This is a genomic window from Bacillus sp. sid0103 (assembly GCF_019219025.1).
The window spans coordinates 23,179-47,857 of sequence record NZ_JAHUWN010000030.1 but is presented as its reverse complement, the minus strand read 5'-3'; the positions used below and the strand labels follow the sequence as shown (position 1 = coordinate 47,857).

Annotated in this window: 24 protein-coding genes, 2 pseudogenes and 1 riboswitch; of the genes and pseudogenes, 6 read left to right on the top strand and 20 right to left on the bottom strand. The window is 37.2% G+C overall.

Annotated features, from left to right (window positions below; genetic code table 11):
- The 8 genes and pseudogenes from KW850_RS26090 to KW850_RS26055 form a co-directional block, all read right to left on the bottom strand.
- Positions 1-879: a 5'-methylthioadenosine/S-adenosylhomocysteine nucleosidase gene (locus KW850_RS26090; protein WP_218350673.1), complete on the bottom strand. Its 879-nt coding sequence runs from the start codon at positions 877-879 to the stop codon at positions 1-3.
- Positions 880-1,067: 188 nt separating this feature from the next.
- A riboswitch (purine riboswitch) is annotated at positions 1,068-1,171 on the bottom strand.
- Positions 1,172-1,735: 564 nt separating this feature from the next.
- Entirely contained in the window at positions 1,736-1,972 is a 237-nt protein-coding gene (locus tag KW850_RS26085; RefSeq protein ID WP_218350672.1) for a hypothetical protein, read from the bottom strand.
- A 322-nt stretch (positions 1,973-2,294) separates the two neighbouring features.
- On the bottom strand, positions 2,295-2,933 hold the full coding sequence (locus tag KW850_RS26080; RefSeq protein WP_218350671.1) for a 2TM domain-containing protein: 639 nt from the start codon (positions 2,931-2,933) through the stop codon (positions 2,295-2,297).
- 12 nt (positions 2,934-2,945) lie between these two features.
- Entirely contained in the window at positions 2,946-3,344 is a 399-nt protein-coding gene (locus tag KW850_RS26075) for a permease prefix domain 1-containing protein (RefSeq protein ID WP_218350670.1), read from the bottom strand.
- Positions 3,341-3,601: pseudogene (locus KW850_RS26070) on the bottom strand (PadR family transcriptional regulator); the annotation flags it as partial. The pseudogene KW850_RS26070 and the gene KW850_RS26075, both read right to left, overlap by 4 nt.
- Before the next feature lie 206 nt (positions 3,602-3,807).
- Complete coding sequence (locus KW850_RS26065) at positions 3,808-5,292, bottom strand: alpha/beta hydrolase (protein ID WP_218350696.1); 1,485 nt, start codon at positions 5,290-5,292, stop codon at positions 3,808-3,810.
- A gap of 159 nt (positions 5,293-5,451) precedes the next feature.
- Complete coding sequence (locus KW850_RS26060) at positions 5,452-6,111, bottom strand: 3-oxoacid CoA-transferase subunit B (protein ID WP_218350669.1); 660 nt, start codon at positions 6,109-6,111, stop codon at positions 5,452-5,454.
- A 15-nt stretch (positions 6,112-6,126) separates the two neighbouring features.
- Complete coding sequence (locus KW850_RS26055; RefSeq protein WP_218350668.1) at positions 6,127-6,828, bottom strand: CoA transferase subunit A; 702 nt, start codon at positions 6,826-6,828, stop codon at positions 6,127-6,129.
- Between the two features lie 496 nt (positions 6,829-7,324).
- Here KW850_RS26055 and KW850_RS26050 point away from each other — a divergent pair, with 496 nt between their 5' ends.
- From KW850_RS26050 to KW850_RS26040, 3 genes are read left to right on the top strand one after another with little or no spacing between them, the layout of a single operon-like run.
- Positions 7,325-8,809: a spore germination protein gene (locus tag KW850_RS26050; RefSeq protein ID WP_218350667.1), complete on the top strand. Its 1,485-nt coding sequence runs from the start codon at positions 7,325-7,327 to the stop codon at positions 8,807-8,809.
- A gap of 13 nt (positions 8,810-8,822) precedes the next feature.
- Positions 8,823-10,007 (top strand): Ger(x)C family spore germination protein, encoded by a 1,185-nt coding sequence (locus tag KW850_RS26045; protein WP_218350666.1) that lies wholly within the window; start codon positions 8,823-8,825, stop codon positions 10,005-10,007.
- A gap of 33 nt (positions 10,008-10,040) precedes the next feature.
- Complete coding sequence (locus KW850_RS26040; protein ID WP_218350665.1) at positions 10,041-11,138, top strand: GerAB/ArcD/ProY family transporter; 1,098 nt, start codon at positions 10,041-10,043, stop codon at positions 11,136-11,138.
- A gap of 105 nt (positions 11,139-11,243) precedes the next feature.
- On the opposite strand, the gene KW850_RS34360 is transcribed toward KW850_RS26040, so the two are convergent.
- The 7 genes from KW850_RS34360 to KW850_RS26005 all read right to left on the bottom strand — a co-directional run bounded on the left by KW850_RS34360 (position 11,244) and on the right by KW850_RS26005 (position 15,558).
- A complete protein-coding gene (locus KW850_RS34360; RefSeq protein WP_218350664.1) occupies positions 11,244-11,447 on the bottom strand; it encodes a hypothetical protein in 204 nt (67 codons plus the stop codon).
- A 39-nt stretch (positions 11,448-11,486) separates the two neighbouring features.
- On the bottom strand, positions 11,487-12,035 hold the full coding sequence (locus KW850_RS26030) for a flavodoxin family protein (protein WP_218350663.1): 549 nt from the start codon (positions 12,033-12,035) through the stop codon (positions 11,487-11,489).
- A gap of 171 nt (positions 12,036-12,206) precedes the next feature.
- Positions 12,207-12,407 carry a hypothetical protein gene (locus KW850_RS26025; RefSeq protein ID WP_218350662.1) on the bottom strand — a complete coding sequence of 67 codons (201 nt, stop codon included), beginning with the start codon at positions 12,405-12,407 and terminating at the stop codon, positions 12,207-12,209.
- Between the two features lie 175 nt (positions 12,408-12,582).
- Positions 12,583-13,101, bottom strand: a complete 519-nt coding sequence (locus KW850_RS26020; protein ID WP_218350661.1) for a DinB family protein — start codon at positions 13,099-13,101, stop codon at positions 12,583-12,585.
- Between the two features lie 343 nt (positions 13,102-13,444).
- Positions 13,445-14,269 (bottom strand): GNAT family N-acetyltransferase, encoded by an 825-nt coding sequence (locus KW850_RS26015; protein ID WP_218350660.1) that lies wholly within the window; start codon positions 14,267-14,269, stop codon positions 13,445-13,447.
- A 119-nt stretch (positions 14,270-14,388) separates the two neighbouring features.
- Positions 14,389-14,880 carry a Gmad2 immunoglobulin-like domain-containing protein gene (locus tag KW850_RS26010; RefSeq protein WP_218350659.1) on the bottom strand — a complete coding sequence of 164 codons (492 nt, stop codon included), beginning with the start codon at positions 14,878-14,880 and terminating at the stop codon, positions 14,389-14,391.
- 471 nt (positions 14,881-15,351) lie between these two features.
- Positions 15,352-15,558: a DUF1540 domain-containing protein gene (locus KW850_RS26005; RefSeq protein ID WP_218350658.1), complete on the bottom strand. Its 207-nt coding sequence runs from the start codon at positions 15,556-15,558 to the stop codon at positions 15,352-15,354.
- A 266-nt stretch (positions 15,559-15,824) separates the two neighbouring features.
- Here KW850_RS26005 and KW850_RS26000 point away from each other — a divergent pair, with 266 nt between their 5' ends.
- Positions 15,825-16,523: a lipoprotein gene (locus KW850_RS26000; protein WP_218350657.1), complete on the top strand. Its 699-nt coding sequence runs from the start codon at positions 15,825-15,827 to the stop codon at positions 16,521-16,523.
- Between the two features lie 71 nt (positions 16,524-16,594).
- Here KW850_RS26000 and KW850_RS25995 read toward each other — a convergent pair whose 3' ends face one another.
- The 5 genes and pseudogenes from KW850_RS25995 to KW850_RS25975 all read right to left on the bottom strand — a co-directional run bounded on the left by KW850_RS25995 (position 16,595) and on the right by KW850_RS25975 (position 21,833).
- A complete protein-coding gene (locus KW850_RS25995) occupies positions 16,595-16,945 on the bottom strand; it encodes a GIY-YIG nuclease family protein (RefSeq protein ID WP_218350656.1) in 351 nt (116 codons plus the stop codon).
- Between the two features lie 21 nt (positions 16,946-16,966).
- On the bottom strand, positions 16,967-17,722 hold the full coding sequence (locus tag KW850_RS25990) for a DUF2087 domain-containing protein (protein ID WP_218350655.1): 756 nt from the start codon (positions 17,720-17,722) through the stop codon (positions 16,967-16,969).
- 236 nt (positions 17,723-17,958) lie between these two features.
- A pseudogene (locus KW850_RS25985) lies at positions 17,959-19,250 on the bottom strand (L-lactate MFS transporter).
- A 145-nt stretch (positions 19,251-19,395) separates the two neighbouring features.
- The gene (locus KW850_RS25980) at positions 19,396-20,175 is read right to left on the bottom strand and encodes a LytR/AlgR family response regulator transcription factor (RefSeq protein ID WP_218350654.1); all 780 of its coding nucleotides are present in this window, start codon (positions 20,173-20,175) and stop codon (positions 19,396-19,398) included.
- Positions 20,172-21,833 (bottom strand): sensor histidine kinase, encoded by a 1,662-nt coding sequence (locus KW850_RS25975; RefSeq protein WP_218350653.1) that lies wholly within the window; start codon positions 21,831-21,833, stop codon positions 20,172-20,174. Before KW850_RS25975 ends, KW850_RS25980 begins: the two co-directional genes overlap by 4 nt.
- 413 nt (positions 21,834-22,246) lie before the next feature.
- On the opposite strand from KW850_RS25975, the gene KW850_RS25970 reads away from it, so the two are divergent.
- Positions 22,247-23,464 (top strand): ATP-grasp domain-containing protein, encoded by a 1,218-nt coding sequence (locus tag KW850_RS25970; protein ID WP_218350652.1) that lies wholly within the window; start codon positions 22,247-22,249, stop codon positions 23,462-23,464.
- 86 nt (positions 23,465-23,550) lie between these two features.
- Complete coding sequence (locus KW850_RS25965; RefSeq protein WP_218350651.1) at positions 23,551-24,579, top strand: YheC/YheD family endospore coat-associated protein; 1,029 nt, start codon at positions 23,551-23,553, stop codon at positions 24,577-24,579.
- The last annotated feature ends 100 nt before the right edge of the window (positions 24,580-24,679 follow it).

The following is a 24,679-nucleotide window of genomic DNA, read 5'->3' as shown; positions in this document are numbered from 1 at the left end:
TTATTTGCTTTGAATGTTCGCAATATATTTTTTAACGACTTCATATACATACTCTTGATTTGCTGATGCTGTATTTGGGTCGTACTTTCCGCCATTTGTTTTGTTATTAGATAGGATACGAATTCCCAAGAATGCAACGTCATATGCTTGGGCAATTTGTGCTGCGGCGGCACCTTCCATTTCCTCTACCGATGTACCATAATTCGTATGGAACCATTTAATGCGATCCACTTCATTATTCCAAACGTCGGCTGAACCGATTGTACCTTCAACTACCTTACCCTTGGTGTATTGATCTTTTACGGCATTCGCAGCTGCAAGCAGATCTTCATCACCTTCGTAGTAACGGACTTTTTCAGCGTTCGGATCTGATCCACTTCCTTCAGAAGCCATTAAGTCCATTGGTTTCCAATTAGTTGGGTCCATCCCATGGTTTTCTTCCATATTTCCTGTTTTTAATGAACCAATGTTTGTCGTTCTCTTTCCTAAAACAATATCAAACACGTTCAAATTTGGGTCATGTCCGCCTGATGTTCCTTGGTTAATAATGGCGATCGGGTTATATTTTTCAATCGCTACTGCTGTAGCAGCAGCTGTATTTTCCATTCCCTTACCTGTTTTAACGACAATAACAGGATAATTATTTAACTTACCTTTGTAAAACACAAAAGTTCCTGACTTTTCCACTTTAACTTTTTCTAATTTTTGTGCAAAATTTTCTGCTTCAATCGGCATTGGACCTTGAATGAGAATCGGTCTCGCAGCCCCTTCTACTTTTGATTCTACTAGTAAAGTAGAATTACGAAATGCAAGCAACGATAAGAATAGTACAACAATAGCTGCTAATGGAGCGTATTTCCTTAAGATTTTGTTTTTCATAAAAACCTCTCCCATTTCTTTTGATGTGGTTGATACACTCGATCGTTCTTGTCCAATGAAAAAGGTCTAGAAATGTAGATTGATATCTACCTTCTAGACCTACGAAAGTCAAAGTATCGATAATTAGCAAAAAATTGAAATTTCTGCTACCTCAAATAATGGCTAAGGCAAAAAAATTGCCGAAATAGAGGCCAAATACTTTAACTCGTAGTCTAGTTCTTTCATTGGGAACTAGGTAGAGACACTCAGACCATATTACCGAGTATATACGAGTAACGATATATAAGTTTATTACTTTCTTAATATAACAAACTTATAATTGAATTACAACGAAAAAGTGAATATTATTGAAAATATAAGTCTTAATGTTCGTGTTTACAAGGAAATTCATTAAAAAACGGGACTAATTACTTATAAATTTGGTTATTCTACAAATATTTATTAAAATTTACCTACATATTTTAATTGAAAATCTACCTGTTTTAATGGCTATTTCAATATGCATTATTTTTCATCATGCAACGTTCATGCGAACAGAAACTCAAAATAAAATACAAAATTTGTCCTCATGGGGCGTTCATGAGGACAGATATCCATAAATTAGCAGAAAAAAGCCCTTCTCAGTTGAGAAGAGCTTTAATTTATTAATTGATTAATTTAGCAATTACCATGGACAGCCTCTTTATCCAAGGCGATTTTCGCATAGTTTGCTGTATTTCGTATCATTTCATCAACCCGTATAACAAAGTGCTTCGTGGCATCTTTACGTAAGAACATTTGCGAAAATCGCCTAGAAACCTAGTAAATGATCCTTATTAATTAAGCTCCACAAGCAACAAAATTTACGAAAAAGGCCTTATCCAATATCCTCGCGTCGTCTTTGCCTATTTCTTTGTAATTCTCCTTGTTTCCATATGTATTTTTGCATATATAATGTTAAAACATCCTTCATAGTCTTTCCATTTCTTTCAACTGCCTCCCGAAAATCGTCTTTAATGCACTCTGGAACTTCGATCGATAATCGAGAGATTTTTACCTTTAATTTATTTCCCCTTCTACCCCTTGTTATTTTCCTTGTCTGTATCTGCTTCATTATTAATACCCCCTTGCCATTCTGAACTAAACAGGAACATTTTTCATTAAAAATATAAATATTTCAAATATTCATTTAGATAGAATGATTTTAACAATTGAAAGCGAATACATAAAAATGATATTTTTCGTGAAATTTCGACAAATTTTTCACTAACCTAATCAATTCCATTATTCGTGCATATCATCAAAAAAAAGTGCCTCCGTTGGCAGCTCATTGCATTAGGAAAAAAAAACGCCCTGCCCCAAAAGGACAAGACGTTAAAATGGTGTCAGGCACCGCAAAAAGACATTTGTCTTTTTATAGTGCCTGACACCATAAATTACTTTATTAGTTTTCTTTTATAGACGAAATAATACATACTTAGCGGCCACCAGAGTATACAAAAGATCGGGTATACGGCCCATACGGTATGCGGTGTAGAAATCACATTTAGGATGATAAAAAAGACCGCGATTATTAGAGTAGCATGAATAGAGAATTCAAAAAAGGTCTTTTTCTTAGCATGATAGATGGCAAGCGGCCACCAAACAATTGCAAATGTCGGAAAGATCACCCATGGATAACCTGGTGATAGCAGCAGATTAAGAATGGCATAATATAAAATGATACTGGTACTCCCTGCCAATGCAACCGTTAATGTTAGCGCATGCTTTTTTAAATAGATAAGAATGGGCCACCAGAAAATAGGATAAATTGCATATAGAGACCAATGAGAGTATGGCGAATACAGATAATTCTCAACGGTCAAAAAAGCGATAATAAGTGCGGAATAGGAAAGTGAAAGGTGTTTGTGTTTCCCATTCTTCAAACAATACAAACCAATTGGCCACAGTAAAAGAACAATGGAAGGATAAATAAACCACGGATAATGGGGGCTAGTTAAATAATTAACTAGTATAAAAAAGATAATACTCATTACACTTCCCGCTGCGGCAAAACCTGCATCAAATTTCTTCATGGCTCCCCCTCCTTACTTCGAACGCTGCCAATGAAAATACATAGACAAAGGCCACCATAATACCCCAAATGTTGGATAGACAAACCAAATGGTCCCAGGTGAATAAGCAAAATTAATAAACACAAATAGGGCTATGATTAAGATACTCCCCCAAATGGAAAAGCCCAAATTTATTTTTGACATATTCTTTTTCACTGGCTGCTTTATTCCCAGCTCATTCTTTAAATCTTCAATATCGCCAAAATCAACGATCGCTTTATTAATGGCATCTTCCTCTTCCTTACCTTGTTCCATTAAGTCCAACACTTTTTCTTCCAGGTTTTCCAAAACCTCCTGCTTAATCGCCTGCTTTTGCTCACTCTCCGGAACATCCTTAAACAACTCATCGACATGATTTCTTAACTTTTTCACTCTAATCCCTCCATAAACAAATCGATCACTTCTTTTGTTTCAATCCATTCCTTACTCATTTCTTTTAAATAGGCTTTTCCGAGGGTTGTGATTCGGTAGTACTTCCTTTTCCCGCCTTGGCTAACACTTCCCACGTAAGATTCGATAAGTTCCTTCTTCTCCAGCCGCTGAAACACCGCATAAAGAGTCGCCTCTTTAATTTGAAATCGATTGTTTGTCCGCAGGCTAATTTCCTTCGAAATTTCATAACCATACCGGAAATTACTCTATCTGTCAAAGTAATTTTTATTAACGTGATATACTCAATCTAAAAAAGTTTTTTAAGGTTTGTAATCGACTCTTATTTAAAAAAAAGAACCCATCTTTTTGTCAAAGATGGATTCTCTTAAGACTATTTAGTGATTTTACTTAAATAGAGACAGATTATCAGATGTATCATTTTGATGTCTCTGCAAGTTAGGTTCTACTTCGGATCTACTTCTTTACCAGTCTTAATATCTAACACTTTTGTATGATCCTGCGGGGATGTAATGACTTTACTTTTAGGTGCTTTTTTATGATGTTCCACCCAGTCCACGAGTAAGTCAAAAGCTTGATGGGCGTACGGAAGTAAAGGTTGCAGCTCTTTATTCGGATCCGTTGGATTGTTCCAGACCAAGCTGTCGACATGGTTTCCTTTTTCAATAGTATAAAGTCGGTGTAATTTGCCTTTTCCAGCTTGGTTTACTAGCTTGTCGTAAGCATCCGCATGGATGGACGGAAAAATTAAAGAGTCCCAAGAACCAGTTATACTAATCAACGGCACATCAATATCGCCGGTATTTTCAATCGCTTTTACATTTTGTTTGACTTCGCTCGGGCGTAACATATAATTGTAATCTTTAAAGATGGAATCGTAGGTACGATCACGAATACCATCTTTATAGTTTAAATAGTTTCTCCAATCAATTTGATTTGGAGCGGTTGAATCAAGTTCATCCCGATAAATATTTAATGTGAGGAACCAGTAGACCTGGTCATGATAACCCCACAGTTTTTCAGAACCTTTCGGTAAACCAGCTTTATACATTTTTTCCATTGCTGTTTGCTTTTCTTCGCCAGTACCGTAAAGGGCTTTCTCAGCATTATTGACGACTTGTGTTAACGAACTAATTAAATTCGGTTCATTCGCTCTCCATAACACACCTTCCCAATCCACTCCGCCATCATATAAAGCGGGTTCCCCTGTCTTATCTGGGCCGTCATGTTCAAGTGCATAACGGACGACATAACCGCCATTTGAAATTCCCATCGCATAGGTAGGAACTTTGTGTTTTTTTGTAATCAACTTACTGGCTGGAGTTTTCCTATCACTCTCTTTAATCAGCTTATCACGATAATTTTCAGTTAAGTATTTTTGTGCTGCAATGGTTAATTGTCTATAGCGTTGATTCCATTCAGAGATACTGTCATCCTCTGCAACTAAGGCGTTCTTTACTTTTGCGAGTGAATCGGTAGGATCAATTTCCCCTTGTGTTCCTTTATCCGTAGCAGCAAATGCATAACCCTTTGCTAAAACATAATCACTAAACAGTAAATCGGTCGCCGTTTCATTTCGAGTCGCGGGGATGCCGGCTACAACTAATTTTCCATTCCAGTTGTCTGGTACACGAATGACAAATTTCGCATCGTCAAACATACCGTTTACTTGAACACCGCTTACTGCTGCAGGGTTGTACATGTTATACCAACCGGTTCCTTCTTCCTTTTTCCCCCAATTATAAGGAGTCAGTCCTATATTCCCAAAGGCAGTTGCGGCTGCATATTGTGACGGGTTTTTCGTTGTTAACCAGTTTCCGTTTGTCCCATCAAACATGCTAACCGTAACGTCTTGTGCCCCCGATACTTCTGGAGAATAGGCAGCAGAGACACTCTTTTGCAAGAAATTCTGAGGAACAAGCGGAAACATTAATGCAGAGGCAGCAGCTATCGCTAAGACTTTACGTTTAACCAAAAAATCCCCTCCAATTCTTAATACTGAAAATAATGGTTTTCTTAATTTATAGTTTGAAAGAATCACATTTCATACATTCATTGCTGTTTTGCATCTTCGTTTTTAGTCTTGTTTTTACTGAGATACAGCAGTAACCAGCAATTCCGTACAAATTGTAAAAGAGGCTTCAGTTTTTCCCTTAACTTCCTCTAGTGTAACCCCTTCTTGTGTTTCCACTAAGACCATTCCTTCAGGCGTAAAATCAAATACAGCTAAATCAGTAATGAGGCGATGAACGACTTCTTTCCCTGTTAGTGGAAGTGTGCATTCTTTTTTAATTTTAGACTCGCCATATTTATTGACATGTTCCATGATCACAACTATGCGCTTAGCACCATTTACAAGATCCATCGCTCCGCCCATGCCTTTTACCATTTTCCCTGGTATCATCCAATTGGCAAGATCTCCTTTTTCTGAAACCTCCATACCGCCAAGAATGGCTAAATCAATATGGCCGCCGCGGATCATGGCAAAGGACTCGGCACTATCAAAATAAGAAGCGCCATTAACCGTTGTGACCGTTTCTTTCCCAGCGTTGATTAGATCAGGATCCACATGTTCCTCTTCCGGATAGGGCCCGATTCCCAAAAGACCATTTTCTGATTGAAGCAAAACACTGTATTCTGCAGGTATTTCATTTGCTAATAGCGTCGGTATTCCAATACCCAAATTGACATTCATCCCATCTTGTATTTCTTGCACTGCCCGCTTGATAATTTTTTGACGTACATCCATTGAAATTTCTCCTCCCTATGCTTGAATAACCGTCCGTCTCTCAATTCTCTTTTCATAACCTTTCCCTGCTAATAGTCGCTGCACATAGACGCTTGGTGTGTGAATGTGGTCAGGATTTAGTTCACCAGCGCCGACAATTTCTTCTACTTCTGCGATCGTTATTTTTCCAGCCATTGCTGCCAACGGGTTAAAATTTCTGGCCGTCTTGTGGTAAACTAAATTCCCTAACGAATCCGCTCTCCAAGCCTTTACTAAGGCAAAATCGCCAACAATGGCTTTTTCAAGGATATAGGTTTTTCCGTCAAAAATTTTATGTTCTTTTCCTTCGGCGATCGGTGTTCCAACTCCGGTTGCTGTATAAAATCCGGGAATGCCGGCACCGCCTGCACGGATTCGTTCAGCCAGGGTACCTTGTGGCACGAGCTCAACCTCTAATTCCCCGCTTAAAAATTGTCGTTCAAAAATCTTGTTCTCTCCAACATAGGAGGAAATCATTTTTTTAATTTGTTTATTCGCAAGTAAAAGTCCGAGTCCCCAATCATCGACACCACAATTATTGCTCACAACGGTTAAGTCTTTAACTCCTTTATCTCTTAAAGCCAGAATAGCCTTTTCTGGTATCCCGCAAAGGCCGAATCCTCCGACAATGATCGTGGCTCCGTCATGGATATCATCGATGGCTTTTTCAAACGAATCAATTATTTTTCCATTCTTCATTCTGTTTTCCCCTTTTTTATAGAATCATGCCTCGGAAACATGCTGATGCTTATTCCGAAAGCGTATTCATTTATCGACATGTATGAGCGGTACAACCTATCTACAGAAAACGGTTACAAAATTCTAACCTCCTATTCTATAAAATGCCTCCTTTCTTAATAATCATTAAGTAGCAAGTTTTATGCCAAATCTTTTTTATTATTCAGAATTAATTAAAAAGGGCAGGAATCCTTAGGTAACAATCATTTATATCTTTTTCTTGTGTAAATAAAATAAATATTTTCCGCTTTTTCGGAATATAATCCATATACCTTTTTCCGGAAAACAGGAATATTCCGCTTTTTCGGAAAACGCTTGTAAATAGTTTTAAAGTGCTCATTATTTATTTCCCGAAAACACCATTATCTAAAAAAGTGACTGATTTCATCACATACATACTTATTTACCAACTAAGAAAAACTAAGTTATCTATTTGAACTAAAATGCGGTGGTAAAAATGAAAGTGAACAGCGAGGTATCAAATGCTCTGCAAAACAATATACAAATTTTAAATACTATTTTAGGTAAGAGTTCTGATTTTCAAATAAGAGAAATTTATTTGACAAGTATAGATAAAAAAGCGGCAGTTCTATTCATCGATGAGATCGCCGATTCGAACGTTGTTCAACGACACGTAATAGAACCCCTAGTATCGTTCTACATACCCCATTCTAAAACGGATGAGGAACTGCTAGCTTTTATGGAATCAGCTGTCATTCAATCGATAAATATTACACGCGTGGAAGATGTGACACATGCTTCTAATGAGTTGCTGGAAGGCAAAACCCTTGTTATGGTGGAAGGAATAAATACGTTTCTCTCGGCCAATACAGCCAAATGGAACGGACGAAGCATAGAAAGCCCGAAAGGACAACGAGTTGCTAAAGGACCTGATGTCGGTTTCTCCGAAAATAGAAGTACAAACATCTCTCTCGTTCGTCAGATTATTAAAAATCCGAATGTAAGAGTAACCACCAAACAGTATGGAACAAACACCCGAACTGGTGTATCGGTTATGTACATTGAAAACATAGTGGATAAACAAGTGCTAGACAAAATTTATGCACGCCTAGAAAACCTCCAGTTGGATGCAGTGCTGGAAGCAAATTACATTGAAATGGTTCTGACGAAGGAGACCAAGTCTTTTTTTCCACTCATGCTCAATACGGATAGACCTGATGTAGTTGCTGGCGAAATGCTGGAAGGAAAAATCGCAATCTTTGTAGATGGTTCGCCTTTTGTTCTTATTGCTCCTGCGGTTCTTATTCAATTCTTCCAAACACCGGAGGACTATTATCAAGGTAAAACAGGTTTAGTCAATCCGCGATTGGTTCGTTTTTTTCTATTTATTTTTTCTATGTACATTCCTGGGATGTATGTAGCGTTTGTGACCTACCATGCAAATTTGTTACCTGTTAAACTGCTAGTGGGTTTTGTATCACAACGAGAATTGGTACCATTTCCAACATCGTTAGAAATAACCGTTTTGACGATTGTGCTAATTGCAATAAACGAAAGTTCCACTCGGTTACCTCAAAACATTGCTATTACAGTGTCCATTTTTGGAGGAATCATTTTGGGGCAGTCTGCAATAGAATCGCAATTAGTAGCAGCTGCTAGCTTAGTTGTAGTCAGTGTTACGTATATTTTCTTAAGTGTTGTCCCTATTAATACACTGAGAATAGCTGCAACAAATATCTCTCTTTGTTTTACTGCCATGGGTGCAGCACTTGGCTTCTACGGAATCGCCTTGTTGTCACTTCTATTATTGCTTCATCTTTGTTCTTTGCGTAGCTTTGGCGTACCTTATTTATCGCCTTTCGCTCCACTCGTTGCTCATGATTTAAAAGACAGCGCTATTCAGCTATCACAAGAGGAAATGACAAACGATGAATCTCATTACATGAACGAAGAAATGATGGAAGAGACAGATAAAGGGTAAAAAGGAGAAACGTATGCTAAGGAAATCAACTATAACCCTCTATCTAGCGATAGGATTAACCATCGCCTTAATGATAAGCAAACAAGTACAGGACAACATGTTGGATAAAATTAGCGTTATTTCTGCGATCGGGATTGATAAAAGTAAAAAAGGATACATCGTTACCCTCCAAAAATATAATCCAGCTGCCACCAGCAAAGAAGGAGCAGCTGAACTAGGCTCGTATACGTACAGTGCACACGGACGAACCATTCCTGAAGCAATCGACCGTATTCAAAATAAATTCTCGCGGACAATCTTCTTGGAAAGCGTGGAAGTGGCTGTATTAGGGGAATCATTGGTAAAATCCGAAGGAATAAATGCTCTTGCGGATTACTTTTTGCGGGAATCCAATCTTCCTTCCAATATAAGGTGGGTCATATCAAAGGGAGTGAAACCAGATAAACTGCTTCAAATCATCATGCCTATTCAAAAGGTTTCGGGAACAAGATTCGAAGAAATGTTGAATCGAAAACGTGAGTCCTGGGGGAATCTCTCGGATATGACTGCCGACAAAATAAAGGGAATGGTATTACAAAATAGGACAGAACTAACCATCCCTTATATTACCAAAATAGGTCGTACTTCAAAGGGAATTTCAAAAAGCAATATAGAAAAGGCGAGTCCAGATATGACAGTAGAGATAGAAGGATTAGCTGTGTTTCAACATCAACGATTTTCATACTGGCTTTCTTCACAGGAAAGCAACCTATATGCGTTAACCCGAACCAAAATACAAGATACTACAATGGTAACGAAGTGCCGTAAACAGTCTGGATACGTGACGTGGAAAGACATGCGAAGCAAATCTGTTATACATTTACTAGATAAAAAGGGAGTTCCATCCTTTCTTCTTCAGGTTCAAATAAAAGCTGAAGTGTCGGATGTGTCTTGCAAGATGGACACTTCTACTGTCCAAGCCATTGCCCAATTGGAACATGATGCAGAACATGACCTTCAAAACCAGATTAATCATCTGATAAAGAAAACGCAAAATAAAAAAACCGATATAGATGGATTTGGAGAAACTTTGTATCGAAAACAACCTGATCGGTGGGACAGGGTTAAAAATGATTGGGATTCCGTCTATTCAACCGTACCCATTCGGATAAGAGTGAGGGTTGATCTTATAGAGCCAGGAGAATTTTCATCGCAATAAAATTGACTCTATTTATGGAAAGGACTCGATAGGATGATGGTCAGATTAGCGCCAATTGAAATATTTTCCTTAATGATCAACTTTTTGCTAGGAAGTGCTATTGTCGTAGGATGGAACTTCGAAACAAAACAAGATGCTTGGATCACGATCTTGTTGTCGGTAGGTTTGGGAGTGGGGATTTTTTATTTCTATGTCCTTCTTCACTCATTAGGCAAATGGGGAAACTTAATTCAACTCTTAGAACTAGGATTTGGAAAGTGGATATCCAAACTACTTGGATTTATTTATTGTCTATACTTTTTATACATTGCCGGAAGAGTGTTGAAAGATTTTTCTTTTTTCATCGGTCAAGTGCTATTTAACAATATCCCTTCTGGGTTTATATCCTTCACGTTTCTTTTGGTGGTGTCATATAGTTGTTTCCTTGGGATCGAAGCTACGGCAAGAAGCTCATTGATCTTATGTGCAGTTACATGCGTTATTATTTTGGTACTCCTGGTATTTGGATACCTATCTCCTTATTTTGAACTTAGCCATTTAACTCCAGTTTTTCGGACGAGCTGGAAGCAGATCATTTCTTCCGTATTCCCTACCGGATTAACCTTTCCGTATGGAGAGCTCATCGTATTTACCATGGTATTTCCCTATGTAAACGATAGAAAAGCCTTACGAAAATACGGTTGGATTTCTGTGTGTACAACTGGAGTGTTACTACTTGTAGCCGGAGAAATGATATTAGGCTTGTTAAGCCCTGAAACAGTCAACTTGTATGTATTTCCTTTTATAAAGGCTGTCGAGCTAACCGCCGTCTTAGATTTCCTGCCACACTTAGACGCTTTTGTGGTGATACTCAATCTTATAGGTGGATTTGTTAAAATTTCTATATATATGTACGGCGGGTTAATGATTCTTGCTCAATTGTTTCCAAAGGCAAAGCAAAATCGACAAATTATAGCTGCAACAATCCTAACCTTTTTATTTGCATTTACATTATCTAAAAACATCATTCAACACTTGTTCATTGGATTGAAAGTCGTTCCACTTTATTTGCATATACCATTACAACTTATCATTCCATTAATCTTACTGATCAGTTTGAGTATAAAGAAATATATAGTAAAATCATTATAAAAAACGTCACACCCAACATTCCGCACTTAAGTGAAAAAAGGCGTAGATTTTTACTCATATCTTACCTGAGGAGCACCATTTTTTTCATAGTCGAAAAATAACGTTCTAAAGGAATGCTAAATTGCTGGTTAACTCATTAAAAAAGGAGCGCCGCAAGAAAAGGCAGATCTCCAAATCGATCCGCCTTCTATTGGCCCAAATAAATGAAAACGATTGGGCTAATTCTTTTGCACGATTGATTGTATGTTCTTTGATTTCCTGTGTTTTTTCGAGCTTTGCAGCGTGTCCTTCAACAAATAGTCTTTCCAATGGAGCAGCAAAGCCACCTTATTGATCCTTTTAAGTGCATCATTCAGCATTTATTAACTTATTTTGTAGCTGAGAAGCAGCGAAAAGTGCAGCTTTGTCTTGTAGAACGTCCTCAGGTTGGTTCCCTTCTCCAAGGACATATCCACCAAAATCCATTCCCATAAAATCAAAGATATACTTAAACTGTTGAATCATGGGCAGACCTTTCAGGTATGGATGATCGCCTCCAACAGCAATCACAAATGCTTTTTTGGACGCCATTTTATTTTTGAAGTCAGGAAATTTTGGATCCCTTAATGTTTGAGACCACCTGTCTATAAAGTTTTTCATAGTTCCCGACATACTGTACCAGTAGATGGGAGTAGAAAATATTAAAATGTCATGCGGCAGGATACGTTCAATGATGGAGTTATACTCATCATTTCTATCCTGAAATCCATCGGGCGAATGGCGCATGTCTACAATGGGTTGGATATGATGTTCTTTTAAGTAAATTTTTTCTGGAGCGATTCCTTGAATAACGTGTTCTGTGAGTGTTTCTGTATTGCCATTTGGACGGGTTCCCCCATATATAACTGCTATTGACATATCTTCTTGCTCCTTTTCTTAAAAATTAAAACTTTTTCAGCATAAGTACTAATAGTTCTTTTTTTATTATAATCAACTATTATGTATTAATCTCGTTGATCACTTAATCAGATCGTTCAATATGAAATAACAAATCCTTACATGAAAAAACCCTTCTCAAACGAGATGGGCTTACTCCTTCTCCGTTATAAACCAACCCTCAGGTTTTTTTTCTATATGAAAAACATCTTCATCGAATTTTTTGCGAAGTGCTTTATATTCCTCATTTTCAATTTTAATCTCTGAAACTCTGATTTGTTTTAGTGTAATTTCGGGCTTTTTGAGTTCAAATATCAAATCTTTAATAAGAAAAAAGGTTCTTTGTCGTTTCATCCTCTCCACTTCCTTCCTTTAATATTTCTTACATATAGAATTAGGCAAAAATGAATGAAACCCTATAAAATTCTTTGTAAATTTATTGTAACAAAAGAATCCCTACTCATTCAAGAATGGCATATTAAGCTGGATAGGAAGATATTAAAAATCATGGAGAAAGTAAAACCAATTATTAATCATTCCTTAATTTTTTAAGCAACTGGAAAATCTGACCTCTATGATGGGATTCATGTTCAATCAAATGATACACAACCCACTCAGGTGTGACGTCATATTGTTCCAGTACTCTTGGTTTACGCCAATCTGTTAGGTCCATTGAACGAAAGTGGGAAAGAAATACTTCACGAACCTTATTTAGGCGGTGAAAATGTTCTTCTAAACTTTGTCCCTCCATGTGGGCTAAAGAGCCGTCTTGGGACCTGTGTTCTAACGGAAACATCGAGCGTATTTCGGGATCCCATTCGGTAACAAGTACCTCTTCATATAACCAATCTGCCTCGATCAAGGCAATGTGATACAACAGCGAGCCAATCGTTTGTCTTTCATCCATTTTGGTATCGAGTATCGATTGGCTGATACCAGTTAATTCTGTTAAAAGAGTACGGCGAACATCTTCTAAACACCATAGCCATCGGCCAATTTCTTCGTTATATCCTGGTAAGGAAGATACCAGTAAACTTCTTCTCTCCATTGAGATCATCCTCCTCTTAATTAAAGTACTTACATTCTATCAAAAAGGGTGTTTTCCTTCTTTTAAATAGCTTTTTTCGTAAATAATGTTGTAAAAACTTAAGGAGAATCAAATTTTGTGGAAAAGTACTTTCTAATTTTTTGATATTTATGATTTATTTATCGACTTTTCCCTACAATAGGCGAATTTGTGAGTTTTATGAGCGAATTCTTTGCTTCAATGGGCGAATTTAGTGTATTCATGAGAGAATTTTGTTTTTTAATGGTGGAAAAATGAATGAACTCCATAAAAAAAAGATGCTTTCCCACGGCATCTTTTTTTGAATTCCAACAATTAGTTGAAATTACTTTTCATATAGATAGTAATCCTGAGAATGGTAACTTCTAAATCCACATGATTCATAAAGTCTTAAGGCATGGGCATTTTTGGCCTCGACCTCGAGAAAAATAGGCAGCCCTTTTTGATGCTCCATTACTACCACGTTTGTTAACGCTTTTCTCCCAATCCCTCTTCCCTGAAGTTCAGGTAAAACGGTAAAACCATAAATCCACGCTTCGCGATTTGATTCGGAAACGCGCATTTTCCCTGCAGCTCTTCCTCCTGCCTCGATAATGAGGCGGTGATCACTACTGTTATCTCTAATCAGCTGATTAAACTCCCGCGCTTCCTTTTCATTCAATCCAAAGCCCAAGACTTCCAGTTGTATTTCGGTTTCCTTATCTTCATCTGAAATAGACGGTCTTAGGGTAACCGTGGAATCCTCGATTAATTCTGTTTCCTGCCATTTCATTTGATATTCAGCAACCTCAAAGGTACATGGAATATTCTTCAAAAACTGCTTGGCTGATTGGGATTCCGTTGGAGCGTTTAACAAAATCCTAGAAAATCGTTTTTGCACCTCGCTAAGGCCCATCTCCATTAAGCTTGAGAATATCCCTTTTCTTCGATAATCCGGGTGCACCATCCCGCAAATCTCTACTTTATCGCCAAACGCATAGCAACCAAGAAAACCGACTAGTTTGCCATCTTCATAATGGAAGAAGTCTTCTTTTTTATTTCCTAAGCGATTTTCAAGCATATCAAAATTCAACTTCAGATGAAAGCCTCCCTCATCTTCGCAAACCTTCTGAAGTGCTTTTATTTCTAACAATTGTTCCTTTGTTAACATCCAGTTCACCTCTATTCATCGTCACCTATTCCTATTCTTGACAGTGGGTTGTCATTCCTTCTTTTCCAAAAACAAATTTTTGCAAATAAAAAAAGCCACCATGATGGCAGCTTATATGTTTACTTTGGTATTGGGATTTCTAATGTATTTATTTTTGAACCATCCTTTGCTGAGTAAACAAATAATTGCAATGTAAGAGGATTGCTTGAAACTAACGCTTTATCAAACGTAATTTCAAAATCTCCCCAAGCAGGTGCACCTGCTGTTTGGTAATTACTTTCTTTCACCACTTTGTCTCCATCATAAAGAGCATATTGAAACACCCCTTCAAAGACTTGGGCTTTCCCGGTTATAATGATGGTATCAGTGGTTTCCTTGACGACGACATCCTTAAATACTTCATTTTGATATACGTTTTTTTCTGGTTCATGGGTAACAGGATCTTCTGGTTCATGGGTAACGGGCTCCTCTGGTTTATTGGGCTCCGATGGATTTTCTCCGTTGGGTTCTGTGACAGGTGGTTTTTCTTTGACCACTTCTTGATGTTGGTTATACCAGGCAAAACCCATTGCAGCAATGACGATAACGACCAAAATAAAAAGTTTTTTCATTATTTTATCCCGCCTATTTTCTTTTCATTTATTATATTTTATTTGTTTCTCTAAAATCCGTGTTTTGAAAAAGCAAATCCAAAAAAATTTGAATTCGTCTATATTTTTGAGTTAATTATGAGAAAAGTAATAAGTCTGGTTTTTTTAATTATGACTGTCGTATCAGGCTGCCGAGTGAAGTGCATGTGGTGAGCAAGTGGTAATGGCTGGTGTGGATTTAATTAGGTGGATGATAATGTCTATGATGGAAGGTAATACAGGTGTTATAGCGGTGAAGAATATCGTCACGAGCTTTATCAGCAAATCAAAAATAGCATCAATTTTTATTGTACCATCTTTCTAAGATGATTCTTTTGTAAAAGACGCTACTTTACAGCTTATCTCGCTTGAAAAAGCATTCATGGATGGCTCCATGAATGCTTTTTGTTCGGACTCTATTTTACCGAGAAATCAGATTAACTAAGTTCTACTTCATTTAGGTTTGAAGGTTTTACAACAGGTTTCGGCTGAGGTACCAGCCGTATCGACATGATTCTTTTCACCCAATTCGGAAGAAAATTCAGTATCATAGCGTGCATGGTTATCTATTTCAACCATAATTTTTTCCGCAGTACAAACATTTCCTTCTCCATAAAACGTACAATTGGCGATCGAACAAGATACTTCAACTTTAGGCATTGCCATACCTCCTAGTTAATGACCTGTTGCTTTATTATTTTTTGTAAAAACAATTTTTTCATTCACTGGATCATTACTTATTTGGGTTCTGGAAATAATATGATAAGGGTTTGAAGAACTAGTTACCAAAAAACGTCATAATCTTATCAAAGTATGAGGAATCATTTTGCCAACGATTTGAAACATATTTTCTTCTCAAAAAAATGAATGCAGAGTAGATTGAAACCAAAAGAAAAAGGATTCGTCTATATTTTTGAGGTGGTAATATGAGGAAATCAATCACTCTGTTTATTGTAATTTTGACCATCCTGTCAGGCTGCCAAACAATAGGTCAACGTTCTGTCATTGATTGGGTCGATTTTATTAAGTGGGACGATAAAATGTATGAAGGAATTTATACAGGTATTATTGCTGATCAAAAGTTCATCGAAAAAAAACTCGGAGAGGTGAAATTTAAGGTAGCTGATAATGTTTCCGATCTTGAGTATAAAATTAAAAATGGCGATGCTGCCTTCCACGAAAAAGGAACAAACATTTATACGATTAAGGGAGAGCCCAATCTCCTTGCCATTAAAACCGCTGGGGCCATAAATGGCTATAACCTTTACTACGCAAGAGATGAGGAAAAGTTTCACTGGCAATTTCAAGATATGCCCTTAGAAAAAGTCAATCGAATCGAAATTTATCAACATAATCCTGAAGATGGTACCAAACGAATGACAGAATTAAAAAATCCGGATCAAGTTAGCAAATTTCTTCAGATATTAAAAAATAGTAAAGAATCTCCTAACTTTCATCCGAATACGGAAAAAGTTGATCCTGATATGTTTGAAATGGTATTGTACACAGGTGACCCCGTGGCCTATAAGTTTTCCTTTCAGTTCGATGGACACAGCTATTTCTGGTATCCATCAGACATGGCCATTTTATCCAATGAAATTCAGGCATTTATTCCAAGTAACTAAATGGTACTTACATGATAAATTAATTAATATATGCCGTACCTGGGGAAGCATTGAGAAACTGGTGTACCAACTTATTTTTTTGTATGATATCCATTCTCTCCATATGGTTGGATCTCGTCAAACCACTTCTCTTCAAGTTTTCGCAGCTCTTCTTTTTCGTTAAAGTATTCTACTTCCTTCTTTTTGAGGACTTCCAATACTTCGATTTTAAAAGCATCTTTGCCATATTCTAACCACTCTTTTTGTAATTCTTTATTTTTATGACCATTCATATCAAGCATGAATTTAACTCCGTTTAACGTTTTTAAATTCTTCGTGCTTGCAATAAAGCTCTTCTGATTTTTGGTGTTTTTAATCTGATAGATTCCCGCTTCTACAGGTGTTTCTTTATATAATTGCTTCAATTCTTTTTTACGATCCATTTGATTTACCCACTTTCTATATTACTTTTTCAACCAATATTGACTGCCGTCTGCTTTACGATCTAAAAATCCATATTCGATTAAATACCTTCTGAGGAGTGCATAATCATCATAGAAGGTCAGCAACAATTGGTTTAATTCCTTTTCATCATACGTTCTTTCGCATTTTACATGTTCGACAATCTTGCGTAAGATCACTAGTTTTTCCTTTTCTCTAAGTGGAAATTTTTTCAATCGACCTTCCAACTCACCAGGAAAATACTTCTTCACAATTTCCGTTTGCTCATCTTCGGTAATATTGTAACGTTCATCAAGCATCTTCGCCGTTTTATGTACTGGTACAAAAGCTGGCGCATGTTTATCTTTTTCTTTTAATAATTCCATCATCGTCAAGAATATCTTAGCTTGGCGCTCTTTCTCTTTTAAAGCAAACCGATGATGCCTTATGGTAGAGGTACTTCCAATGCCCATTTCCTTTTGCACTTCAGTATCGTTTTTCCCTTGAAAAAATAAATGAAGAAGCTGATTCTGATGTTCAGTGAGACCGGTAAATTTTTTATCTAATTCCATTAGAGATTCAAAAACGGAATGGTGGGTAACTTCAATATGAACACGTATAAACCTTTCTGCTTCATAAAGAATATCCTCAAGAGGATAAATAATCCCCTTCTCTAATTTCTTACCACATAAGAGGCATATAAAGGAATCTGCATCCTCCGTATATCCCCTCTTCAGTTCTTCAATCGAGGCATTCCAAAATATTTCAGAAAGCTCCATAGATTAGGCACCTCCTTTTAACTTATACATATTTTATAAACATTAATTAAATTCGTTTGTTTATTTACAAACATATTAAAATAAAGTTTAATTATTGTCAATGAATCTCATAATATTAAACCTACTTGTTTATAAATGTGACAGATACTCGTCCGAAAGTTTTCACCTTTTTTATCCCAGTTAAGACAAAAGGCAACGAACCAATTTGGTTCGCTGCCTCTTTTTTTAGTGGTCTATTAACTTGCTCGTGTCTCTGGTGAAAGGTTGTGAATCTCGCCATGATTCCTTTTTTTCTTCGTTTTCGGTTTTTCAATGCCTGGTGCCTTAATCGTCATGGCGATGAGTAATGAGACAATGCTCAATACTGCAATAAGCTTAAAGGTAGGTAGGAAACCACCTAAGGCAGAAGCAATAAATGATCCAGAAATGGCGCCAATTCCGAAGCCCTGATAAATGATTCCGTAGTTTTTGCTCTGATTTTTCAAGCCAAAGAAATCAGCTACAATCGCTGGGAATATCGTAATGTTACCGCCAAAACAGAAGGCAATCCCGGCTACACAGGCAAAGAACAAGACATAATTAAGTTGGATAAAGCTTAATACTGTCACCGATGCTGCTGTGACAAGAAGTGGATAAAGCTTAATACTGTCACCGATGCTGCTGTGACAAGAAGTGCACCTGATACCACTCTTAACCGGCCCACTTTATCTGATAATGCCCCGAGAATGATGCGTCCGCTTGTATTAAAGATGGCAACTAATGCTACAGCATTACTTGCAGCTTCAAGATCAAGTCCTACTAATCTAACACCAATATCCTTAACAATCCCAATCAGGAATAAGCCACTCATGCACGCTGTGAAGAAAATGAAAAATAATAGATAAGCCTGCTTTGTTTTAAGCATTTCTTTAACAGTGAAATCTGTTTGGATGCTGCCACCATGGGTTTGCGGCTCCTGACTCATTTTTGCTTCCCGTATAAGGAATGAACCACCCACAACCAAAATCAGGACGATTAATCCCCAGTAAAAGAAGGCTTGGGACACTCCAACTGATTGGATGAGTGAACCGTTAATAAACTTGAATAACAAACTTCCCGTACCGTACGCCCCTACTGAAATTCCAGAAATAAGTCCTTTTCTCTCCGGAAACCACTTAATTAGATTAGATAAGGAGGTGATGTACGCCGTGCCGTCTGCTGCCCCAACTACAACCCCTACTAAAATATAAAGCATCCACAATGACGATACCTGGGAACTAAGAATTAATCCTGCCCCGAGCACAAGACCTGCACAACCAATTAAACGACGAAGGCCCCATTTATCCTGCAGCTTCCCGGCAAACAACGTAGAGAATGCCAAGGCGAAGCTTGTAATAGAAAACGTAATAGCAACTGAATTTAACTTCCAATGAAAGAGTTCTACTAACGGCTGGTTAAAAAGACTCCACGTATAGATGGTACCTAATCCCATCTGTACAATAATCGTTCCTAACACAATCAGCCATCGACGATCTGTATTTGATTTCATTGCGATCTCCTCTTTTCTTCCCTATAAAAATGATAATGTTTAACATAAGAATCAATATTTGATCTTGTTTACATCATCATAGCATCGAAAAAAAGAAAGAAACCGTTTTCGGAATGAGATGCCTATTATTCGGAATGAACGGAGGTTATAGGTGCATAATTTGTCGAAACGCTTTCACTCTGCTTCTGCTGACTGGAATTTCCTCTGTGAGATCTTTCAGACGGAGCATAAAGGTTTGATTAAACCATGGAACAATTTCACGGATTTTGGTCACGTTAACCGTATAAGACCGGTGACAGCGAAAGAAATGGTTTTCTGGCAGCAGGGAATCAAACTCCGTTATGCTCATCGGCATGGTATACTCCTCCTTCTGGGTATACACCAATGTAACTTTTTCACTTGCCATCGCGAAATAGATATCATTCACATCTGTGACGATTATTTTATCATTCTTTTTCAAATTGATCCGACCAGCAGCCTTCGAAGGGATTTCACTTAGCTGTTCTTGAGCATTCAGATGAGATTCGAGTTTTCTATCTGGGAGCGTTGTTTCAGCGTAATCTCGTTTAAAGGCAGATTCCAGCCTGCTTAACATCGCGGCAATCCGCTTCTCGTCATAAGGCTTTAAGATATAATCAAAGGCTTCAAGCTCAAAGGCTTGTGCTGCATGCTCTTTGTAGGCTGTGGTAAAAACAATATAAGGCCTTTTTGTAAATTTACTAATGGTGCTCGCCAACAGCATCCCATCAAGGGAAGGAATATTTATATCCAAAAAGATCACATCTGTATCCTTCTCCTGCAAAAATTTTAGAACATCTAATCCATCATCAAAGAAATGAGTTACTTCAATTTCACTATAGGCTTCCACTAAATACTCCAGTTCTTCTCGAGCTGGTATTTCATCTTCTACAATAATCGCTCTCATGGGTTCTCCTTTACCATATCAAAAAAAACTTCTGTTCCAGGTGATAGCCGGTGAATGACCAGTCCATGTCCAAAGATGAGTTTCACTCGCTGGTGAACATTATACAAGCCGATTTTGTTGGCGGGTACATCATCTTGGAGCAACCGATGAATGACATCCTCACTAATTCCTGCCCCTGTATCCTTGACACTAATTCTTATTTTTTTCCCCAAATCCTTAACCGAAATGGTCACCACTCCTGGGCCTTTTATCGTTAAGATCCCATGGATAATGGCATTTTCGACTAAAGGCTGGATGAGCAGGCTCGGTATGTTGACATTTATATCGTCAATATCGTATTCCACCGTTAATCGGCTGCCGAAACGCGCCTTCTCGATCTCCACATAATCACGGACTTGTTCTAATTCTTTATGAATATCAATCAATTCATCACTTATTTCTAAATTGTAACGCATATAGCCAGAAAGATTGATGATCAACTCCCGTGCCTTGTCCGGATTTCTGCGTGTAGTGGAGGCAATTGCATTTAGTGCATTAAATAAAAAGTGCGGATTAATCTTAGTTTGAAGTGCCTTCAACTCCGCCTTGTTTGCCGCTTCCCTAATCTGTTCAATACGGGAAACCTCCATAAGTGTGGAGATAATTTGCGATAGTCCGATCGCCATAGTCTGCAGTGAATAGGTCATTTTATAGGCTTTGCGGTAGTAGATTTTAAGAGTTCCTGTCACCTCTCCATGCTCCTCAAAGGGAACAATCAGAAGAGAGTGAATTTGCGGTGTATGGTGATCCGCCACTTGATTCCGAATAACGAATTTCCCACTATGAATCGCTTCTTTTGTCAAATCACTAATGATTTCATGCCTGATGACATATCGTTCTTCTCCAAATCCTACATAAGCGAGGACATTATGGGTATCTGTAATGGCAACTGCGTCGGCCTTTATATCATTTTTGATAATACCGCAAATCTTCCTCAGGGAATCCGAGTTAACAGACCGAAAGTATGGCAGTGTCTTATTGGCGATATCCAATGCTAACTTTGCCTGTCTCGCTGCAATCAATTCTTTTTCACCTTCAACACTCATCACAAGCAAAACAATTAAGCCAATGTTCACCTCTCCTGCAATCATAGGAAAGGCAATTTTAGAGACAATGTCCAAACCTAGTTCAAATGGATTGGCCATCAGAAGAATTAGCACCATAGTCAACATTTCAGTCAACATTCCAGCTGCGATCCCATAAATCCAACGCATGGACCTCTTTACTCTTCGGTTAATATACCCTGAAACAATCCCTGCTAAAATGCTCGTAATGAGACATGGGATCGAAGTGGGTCCACCAATATCAATTACATATCGATGGACTCCAGAAACAATCCCAGTAATGATGCCTACCCAGGGTCCAAATAAGATTCCACCCGAAACGACAGCGATAATCCTGACATTGACAAGTGACCCTTCCACATTTATTCCCGAATACGTACCAAATATGGCAAATAAGCAAAACACAAGTGTAATGACCACACGCTCTGTAGGAGAATGCTGGTCTTTTTGAAGTGACTCCTTAAATCTTGGGATCCGAATCATAAAGAACAGGCAAATCAAAAGCAAGGCAGCCCGTTCAAATAAATGGATCAGCATTTCTAATGTTGTATTCATCTAAAGTTCCCTTCTATATTTCTAATACCTCAAATTCAAAGGCATCCTGGGCGTAATTTTTCCATTCAAATTGCAGTTTTTATTTGTATGATTCCCCATAACAAGCATAAATTTTATTCCTTCTTTCAAACTAAAGCAATTCTATTTTGGAGAAATCAAATGATTTTTTCCACCTATCTGCTTGAATTTTATGCACCCAATATCTAATTAAATAAGCAGGTTTAATAAGAAAAAGTCACTCTTTTCATTTTTACAAATTCTATAATGTAATTGTCTTAAGAATGATGACGATTGTCCATACCACTCTTGTCCTATGACAATATAATAAAATGTACTTATCAGTTCATTCAAAATAAAACTGGTAAAGCTACATCCTTCATTAAAAAACCTTCAAAGATAGGATGAAGAAGCTTATGCGAACCATTGTATTTATTGAAACGAACAAATCCGGATCCAGTAGAGAAGCAATAAAAGCTGCGGAAAGACTCGGCTATTTTACGGTGTTATTCACCAATAGACAAAAATTCATTCAGCAAAGAACAGAATTTCCCGAAGTCCATCAAATGATGTTAGTGGAATTATCCAATTATGATGAAATAAAAAATAACCTTAACCAACTGCAAAAACAAGGGAAACAAATAAAAGGCATTTTGAGTTTTGTACATTCTTACGTTCATCTAGCAGCAGTCTTATCAGAAGAATTTTGTACAAGTGTAGTCTCTACTGATGCAATTTTAAAAATGGAAAATAAAGTTTTAACTCGTGAGCTTCTCAAAGGACACCCAAATTCTCCCCATTTTGCCCTTTATAATCCGGATGATTTTACCTTGGAGAATTTTATTGATCAAGCCAAGAACTATTTACCTCTTATTGTAAAGTCTCCCACATCTGCCGGCTCAAAAGATGTTATGTTGGCAAATAATGAAAACCAGTTGAAGCTGGTAATACAAGAATTACTAAAAAAAAATGAACAGATTTTACTAGAGGAGTATCTAGAAGGACCCCAATATTTAATTGAAGTTTTAGTGCACAATGGAAAAGTTCATATTGTCGCGATCATCGAACAACAGATTACTCTTTTTCAACGATTTATCGTAACCGGATATTGTTTACTACCATATGTAAATCAAAGAATGTACGATCGTATCCTTGAAGCAGTAAGTTCCATCTTAAAGGCTTTTCAAATGAAAAATGGTGCCTGTCACCTGGAAATGCGTTTAATAAATGGGGTATGGAAATTAATTGAAATTAACCCAAGAATCTCAGGTGGAGCGATGAATCGAATCATTGAAGTCGGATATGGAATTAATTTAGTAGAGGAAACCATTCAATTAATGTTAGGAAATAAGCCTCGCCTTACTAAAAAACACAGAAAGTATGTTTATGCACATTATTTAACAGTTGATTCTAGAGGAAAATTAAATAAGGTAACGGGGAAAGAACTCAGCTCTCAATATCCCGGTGTAGAAGAGGTGTTTATAAAACCCCGACATGGACAGGTAGTACGTCCGCCTATATCAATGGGAGATCGTTGCGGATACATTTTGGCATCCTCATATTTTAAAGTAGAAGCGAAAAGATTTGCCATGCAAGCAGCCAGCAATATACATTTCTACATTGACCCAATTTAAAAATTCCGAGTGACAAGTTAATGATTGAACAAAAATTCTATTCTTTTTATTAGGAAAAGAATTTGGAGAGGTGGAAAAGAAGTAAAATGACGCTAATTGGCATGCTTCATCATCGTAGAGATCCAATTAATGTAAAGAAAGCATATGCTTATGCCGCTGTAGCAAAAGCAGAAGGTGTAACCTTTTTTTACTTTACCCTAGGGAAGGTGAATATAAAACAGCAAAAAATTTTAGGTAAAGCCTATGAAAATGGAAAATGGATTGAAAAGGAATTTCCTTTCCCTGATGTCATTTATAATGCAAGTTATCTTGCAGGTGAGAAAACGAAACAAATCTTTGATTATTTGTTTGATAGGATTCCGTTTACAAGTCATTCTATTGGGGACAAATTAACAGTATATAACAGAATTAGTAAAGCAACTAAATATAAACATTACCTTATTCCTTTTTATGAATTAACGGACGTTCAGATTTTTTTTGACATGATTAAACGGTTTAAAAAAGTTATTATTAAACCATTATCTGGGCATCAAGGTGGAGGCGTTGTTTTTATTGAAAATGATGGATCAAATCATTACAAAATGAATGATGCAGGATTAGAATCATCTATTAATGAAAAAGAAATGCTAAACTGGTTATCTCATAAAATAAAAGAACAAGATTACGTAGTTCAACAGTTTATTACAAGTCAAACAAAATCGGGTCATGTTTTTGATTTCAGGTTGCATGTACAAAAAAATGGAGAAGGAAAATGGGTTATTACTTCTATATATCCAAGGATAGGGCGTTTAGGGACCATTACATCTAATATGGGGAGTGGTGGTTATAGTACTTACCAGGATATTTTTTTAAAAACAGAATTTGGTGATTCCTGGTATGATATTAAAAGATATCTTGAACAGTTTGCGATAAGTTTTTCCAATCATTTTGATTCTTTATATGACAATGAATTGGATGAATTAGGAATTGATGTCGGAATTGATGCAAACCAAAAACTATGGCTTTTTGAAGTGAATTGGAGACCAGGTCCGCCTAATATCTATCATCTTGAATTAGATGTAGCCAAAAATACAATTTTGTATGCTAAATATCTAGCTGATACACATAAATATTAGATGGGAAATCATATAACACACTAAATACCCTCAACAATTCATTTCCGGCATTTTGTAATAATCATAGTGTCTATATAGTGCCCCCCAAACATTAAGGTCG